This window comes from uncultured Paraglaciecola sp. (genome assembly GCF_913058035.1).
Taxonomy (GTDB): domain Bacteria; phylum Pseudomonadota; class Gammaproteobacteria; order Enterobacterales; family Alteromonadaceae; genus Paraglaciecola.
Genome location: NZ_CAJXPA010000218.1, coordinates 1 through 5,876, shown reverse-complemented (window position 1 = coordinate 5,876; position 5,876 = coordinate 1). Strand labels below are relative to the sequence as shown.

General features: G+C 40.4%; 6 protein-coding genes. 1 reads left to right on the top strand and 5 read right to left on the bottom strand.

Features of this window, described 5'->3' with window-relative positions; all coding sequences use genetic code 11:
• Window positions 1-379: 379 nt before the first annotated feature.
• From QZ562_RS18795 to QZ562_RS18775, 5 genes are all read right to left on the bottom strand, one after another.
• Entirely contained in the window at window positions 380-1,108 is a 729-nt protein-coding gene (locus tag QZ562_RS18795) for an ankyrin repeat domain-containing protein (RefSeq protein WP_293763636.1), read from the bottom strand.
• Between the two features lie 10 nt (window positions 1,109-1,118).
• On the bottom strand, window positions 1,119-1,271 hold the full coding sequence (locus tag QZ562_RS18790) for a hypothetical protein (protein ID WP_293763633.1): 153 nt from the start codon (window positions 1,269-1,271) through the stop codon (window positions 1,119-1,121).
• Window positions 1,272-1,737: 466 nt separating this feature from the next.
• A complete protein-coding gene (locus QZ562_RS18785; protein ID WP_293763630.1) occupies window positions 1,738-1,911 on the bottom strand; it encodes a hypothetical protein in 174 nt (57 codons plus the stop codon).
• A 547-nt stretch (window positions 1,912-2,458) separates the two neighbouring features.
• Complete coding sequence (locus QZ562_RS18780; protein WP_293763627.1) at window positions 2,459-3,220, bottom strand: DnaJ domain-containing protein; 762 nt, start codon at window positions 3,218-3,220, stop codon at window positions 2,459-2,461.
• 128 nt (window positions 3,221-3,348) lie between these two features.
• A complete protein-coding gene (locus QZ562_RS18775) occupies window positions 3,349-4,047 on the bottom strand; it encodes a VWA domain-containing protein (protein ID WP_293763624.1) in 699 nt (232 codons plus the stop codon).
• Window positions 4,048-4,630: 583 nt separating this feature from the next.
• On the opposite strand from QZ562_RS18775, the gene QZ562_RS18770 reads away from it, so the two are divergent.
• Window positions 4,631-5,167: a GNAT family N-acetyltransferase gene (locus QZ562_RS18770; RefSeq protein ID WP_293763621.1), complete on the top strand. Its 537-nt coding sequence runs from the start codon at window positions 4,631-4,633 to the stop codon at window positions 5,165-5,167.
• Window positions 5,168-5,876: the final 709 nt, after the last annotated feature.

Below are 5,876 nucleotides of genomic sequence, written 5' to 3'. Positions count from 1 at the left end.
ATACGATATCGTTCAAACCAGTTTTATCGAGCCACCGCTGCGACGGTATATGTCACTCAGGTGACAGTCAGGTGACAGTCAGCTTAGGGCGTGAAGCAGACGTTGGGGGAATTAGTTTTCTAACCGTTTAAATACCAAGTACGTTCTGAAAGCATTTACCTAAAGGCGTAAATCGAGCACCGCCTCAGATAAGTCTGTTTGAATAAAAGCCGTTCATCATAATAAGCAATATTTAGAGCTGGTTTGCACGACAGCGCAAAGCGCTTGTTCTAAATTCTGAATTATGTGAAAACAGTTGATTAATAGACGAAAAATAGCTACTGAAGTGTCCTGTTTAATTAAAGCAGAACATAGTGTTTGGCTTGTCGTCTACGCCTCACTACTCCACACATGCAGGGAGCGTCTCTAGAAGCCTTTTTACGATTTGATATTCTGAAGCTGACTTATCCATTAAACTTTCAGCTTTTTTTAACCTGTAGAATAAATCGTTGTTCCACCGATCGACTTTACAATGGTCTGCACCATTTTTAATCATGAGATCGACAAACGTGAAATTTCTCAATGCAGCAGCGCTCATCGCCGGAGTTTCTCCAAATTTGTTTTGAAAATTTACATCCGCATCATTTTTTATCAATATTAAAGTGTTGTTTAAACTTTTCGCACCAAGCGCTCGAAAAATAGGAGTATCCATTTCTGCGGTACTAACGCCGTTGACGTCTGCACCATACTCCAAAGCAAGCGACAAGTAACGACTATCATTGCTATCTGCAGCCAAATAAGTGACTGACTTTCCTGTTTCTGAGAGATCATCCGGATTCGCGCCAAGACGCAACAACTTTTCAAAGCTTTTAGGTTCGCTTGACCGTAATGCCCAATACAAAAGATTATATCCGTGCTCACCGCTAGCATTGACATCTAAACCTTGATCAGCAAGCTCGTCCAAGCTCGACGTGTTGGAGCGCTCAACCGCTTTAGCAGCTTTATTTAATAGCTCATCTATAAATATCTCATTCCGCGATTTCAAAAATCCTGCCTTTTCTGTTGAGTTACTCCCGCTACACCCCAGTGAAATCAGAGTAGTCACAACAATAAAAAGTAATTTATTCATAAGTTGTCCTTTAGCATTTTGCAGATAACGCGATACAAGCGTCCCCAATTCCGTGAGTACCATCACCTATCATATTACGCCGGCCTGCTGCGCTTGGAAGCATCGACCACAAACCAACCTGATAAAAATTAGCATCTTGTAAATAGTTTAACTCGTCGTTCATAGTGTAATGAGCAGTTATAAGGGTCTCTGCTTTTTTAACGAACTAACGAACTAACGAATTAACAAGACACCCATGATAACGAGCAGCCAAAAAAATAGTTTTGCGATTTATTATGATGGGTGTCTTTATAATTTTCTTCTTTCTGATCTAGCTCTTCAATACTTATTCTTCATTGAGTCCATCACTGTACTTCCGTAACCACTTAAACGGACCGATTCTGATGTTGCAAAAAACTCTATAAATACTATGTTTTTATACTCATTAGCGAAGATAAACCCGACCCAATTATTATGTTTATAAAAAACATCAAAAACATCAAAAACATCAAAACCATCCTTTCCATCTCTCATTCTATATTTAACCATCCATTGTGGTAGGCGTTAAATTTTTGGAAAAGCTTCGAAAAAAAGGTCTATAACTTTTGAATAGTTAATATCATGTTTGTTAAGGGGGCGGAAATTGATGGTCATAATAAGCTTACAAGCCAGTCGAAAGTTAAAATAGTGGTAAAAACTTTTAATCCAATCAACCCAAAAAATACTAATATGAATAAGGCTTTGGCTTGTTTACTTTTTATATTATTCCAGAATAAAAGTTTTGCTTGAAGTTCACCTTTTAGCTCATCAAAATTCTTTTTCATACAAAACTTTCTTTTTTTTGTTTAGTGACAGATTAACTAGAACAAAAATATAGTTAGAGGTACAAACAGAGTTTTGTAACCAGAAGTATTTAAAGAGCCTTTGGTGGCGAAGCAGATCGTCAAAACCAGTTTTTTCGAGCCACTGCTACGACTGCAAATGGCACATTGGCAACGCACAACGAATAGCTTCAATGTACGAATTGCAAAGATACGCTTGAATCAATCGCGGCTGGCAGGTCATCACTTATATGGGTTGTTGTGTAATCTGGATTAAATGAAAATTGCCTGATTGCAGAACTAAGCATTTGTAGATTTTAGCGACGATGTTCGATAATAAAGTACTATTTTCAGCCCGCAATAATTTATTTCAACACCGTAAGCACTACCTTTATCAATAATGATAAAGGTAGTGCTTACGTTTTTATGTCGATGCGCAATATAACAATGTCTTCTTAAATACCCCTTGATGTCCCCAGCACTGCGTCTAAATAAGGGGTAGACAACACAAATGTAAAAGTATGAGCGGCCAACGCTTACTTATCCTCGCTTACGTGTTCTTGTTGCTCACGAGTAAATCTTTTGCTTGGTTTATTTTTGTTGCCAGATAATTGCTTCCACCCTTATCGGGGTGGAGCTTTAGCATCAGTTTACGGTGGGCGGCAATAATCTCTTCCTCTGTTGCTTTATTATCAAGGCCCAGTACCTCATAAGCTTCAATGACCGTCATTTCACTGTTATTGCTCTCGCCAGAGTTTTGTCCACTTTCTTGAGAGCCATTTTCTGCATTGGCCGCTTCGCGCCAGTCAGTACCATATTTGCGATCAAGATAGGTGGCCAAAATCTCAGTAGAATCCGGATATTGCTTACCCGCTACGATATACAGAGAAATTAAATCCGGTAGCTCAAATTCAGACAGAAATTTACCCTCGCTAACCGTGTCCAATAATTCACCATCTATTTCACCACTTTCGTGGTCAAGTGTCATTTTGAGTAAACTGGTTTCAACGGTAGATTGCTTGGACGTACCCGAATTTTTTTTAGCTTTAGCTTTCTGGAAAAGGCCTTGAAAAAGTGGAAAGTAACGTAAAAAAGGAAACAAGCGCTTAGCCAATACAATCAAACCTGTTCCCAGTGCTGCCAAAATATAAAGCTTCCCAGTGACCGTTAGCAAGATCAGTCCCGCGATAAAAGCCAGCAAGCCGGCTTTCGCTCCGGCTTTTTTTCTTTGTTCCTGTTTCAGGGTTTGAATATATCCCACTGTGATATAGCCGATGATGACAACCGCTATTAAAGCTACAAGTATTAACATAGAGTTTTCACTTATTTAAGGTATCAGTTAAGCCGCAAAGCCAGTCATACTTTTATTTACGGTGTGGTTATTTCCGTGGAAACAGTTGAATTATTAGTGGCTATGTAATCATGACTATTTAAGCATGACTATTTTAGCTGCTGCAATAATCGGCGCACGCTCGTATCCTTACTCAATAAATGACTTTCTAGGGCAGGTTTACCGCCTGCTGCATACACGGCGACCGCCGCTAACAGCTGACCTAACTGTTTGGCACTGCCTTGATCAAACTGGCAATGTGCGCCACCACTCAATGTCGCTAGCTGTGAAAAGATACTGCCAACATTTGAATTTTTTCCTTCCTGAAAAACAAATAAAGGTAGGTTGAGTATTCCCAACTGCCCTGCTAAGGCGCCAAGTGAATCCGGGTTTTCTTCGACACAATCACCCACAAATACCAGCGCGTTGACTTTACTGGTGCGAGTCTCACGCAATGCATGTGTAAGTACTTTGGCAATTTGGGTTTGTCCAGCTAGGCATCGCACCGAAAGTAGAGCTTGTTTGATATCATCCGCGCTGCGTGTCCAAGGAAGCGCTGTAAAGTCGCCCATGCCGCGGTAATAACAAAGCTGCACATTCAGTGTGCTCACCTTATATGCCTCTACAAACATAGCCGCATGATTTTGACTCGCCATATCCCAGCAGTGCTCACGACTTGCCGTGGCATCCATTGCAAAAATTAATCTGCCTTTGCCTACACCAGTGACCAGCGGTGTATTTTTGACTTTGCCAAGAAATGCCTGAACATCCTGGGCACTCGACCTTTTATCAGGAAGCTTTGAGGTCATGTAATTCCCCTGTTTTTATAAAACCTAATGTAAAAAATCCATTCAATACTTGGCTAAAGACTTAATAAGCAATGAACAAGATAACAACACTGATACCACAACATTAATATCATAATATTAATACCACAGATAATAAGTACAGTATGTCAGCTCTGTAGGATCTGTTGTTGTTAGTATATCAACGGATCTAAAAATACAGAGATTGTTTGAGCAAGTGTTGACGTTTTATGGATATGAATAGGGATACGAATAGAGATAAGAATAGATATGGCAAGTGATTTGGAGTGAGTACACCTTGCGTTTAATCGGGTACAGGTGTTGTCACTTATATATGGTAATTCAATTCCACTTCTGATTTCTGTTTTTTAACGAACCTGACTCCGCAGGCTCCCGGGGCAGGGCACGAAGCCCTGAATTTAATTTTCGTAATATAGATGAGTGTGAAATAATTAAAGCTTGTATCTCAATCATAAAATATACTCCGATGTTGATTGAATAACTTGAGACTTAGCGATGCTAACTAGAGCATGCTGTCTGTATCGAATAGAACGGAACTGTTAGTAATTCGTACAAAAGGTATCCAATGAATATTATTTCTTCTGCCCGTTTAAGTTACAAGCTAATGACTAAAGAAGACGGCGAGTTGCTCTTTCAACTTGACCAAGACCCAGAGGTCATGCGATTTATCACTGGCGGCAACCCCTCTTCCATGGAGCAAATAAACAACATTCTAGTCCCTAGAATGGAAAGTTATTCTAATGAGCAAAAAGGCTGGGGCTTGTGGCAAGTCAATATTAGCTCAAGCAATGAATACATAGGTTGGATACTCGTGCGGCCAATGAATTTTTTTTCAGATTCGCCTGAGTTCGATAATTTAGAACTGGGCTGGCGCTTTTTTCAGTCATCTTGGGGGAAAGGTTATGCCAGTGAAGCTGCATTACATATAAAAAATACCCTTGCAACAAATAACGACCTTAAACGTTTCACTGCGATAGCGGTAGAAAACAATCTCGGATCAATAGCCGTGATGAAAAAAATTGGCATGTCCTATGTAAAAAGTTACCTGCACAAGGATCCATTGTTCGAGAGCCAAGTTGTTTATTATCAAATTGAGAATTAAATGGGGCCAGAGAATTAAGAGAATTAGCAAGACAGCCATAAGAGTTAATCCGCCTACTAAGGATTTTGCCTACTGATTTCATGGGTATCTCTGTCATTTTTTCCACTTTTTCCACTTCAAGTTTACGTTAACCCTTACTCCAGATACTTATGTGCGGTGCTCACCGGAGTTTATTCATTTTTTAAAACTGAAAATCAAAAGCACGCTTCGCGCCATCGTCCCGCGCGGCGTCCGCTGATGGTTTTTGACTCGAATGTTGGTGTGATGACGCTCAAAGGCATGTGCTGCGCGCACTGGAATCCATTCCTTTTTTCAAACAGCATCCTTGCTGTCTGACTTACTTTCTTGCTACAGCTCAAGAAAGTAAGCAAAGAAAGCCGTCGCTGCAAAAGTTTTTAACCGCATAAAATGGCTTATTCTATGGGCGCCAACCGCGTTGTCGTTACGAATGTATCCCTTCAAGCTCCACTCAAATGGCGTCCTTGCCATTTGCCCCAAGAATAAGCCATTTTTTGCTGAAACTTTACATGCGGAAAAGCAGTGGCGGGGCCACCAAAGCCAGTAAATCTAAAAATAATTGGCGAGCCTACATGCGAGGGTAGGGCCAAAGCATTGGCTTAGCCGCCAAATCACGTTTGTTGAATCTAATAGGTTCACTATTTTGGCTATCCTGATTATTTTCGGCCATGTCAGTCGGATGGTGAAAAGA

Coding starts and splice junctions, on each gene's coding strand:
- QZ562_RS18785 (WP_293763630.1), bottom strand. CDS start 1,911: ATGAAAAAGAATTTTGATGAGCTAAAAGGTGAACTTCAAGCAAAACTT.
- QZ562_RS18795 (WP_293763636.1), bottom strand. CDS start 1,108: ATGAATAAATTACTTTTTATTGTTGTGACTACTCTGATTTCACTGGGG.
- QZ562_RS18790 (WP_293763633.1), bottom strand. CDS start 1,271: ATGAACGACGAGTTAAACTATTTACAAGATGCTAATTTTTATCAGGTT.
- QZ562_RS18775 (WP_293763624.1), bottom strand. CDS start 4,047: ATGACCTCAAAGCTTCCTGATAAAAGGTCGAGTGCCCAGGATGTTCAG.
- QZ562_RS18770 (WP_293763621.1), top strand. CDS start 4,631: ATGAATATTATTTCTTCTGCCCGTTTAAGTTACAAGCTAATGACTAAA.
- QZ562_RS18780 (WP_293763627.1), bottom strand. CDS start 3,220: ATGTTAATACTTGTAGCTTTAATAGCGGTTGTCATCATCGGCTATATC.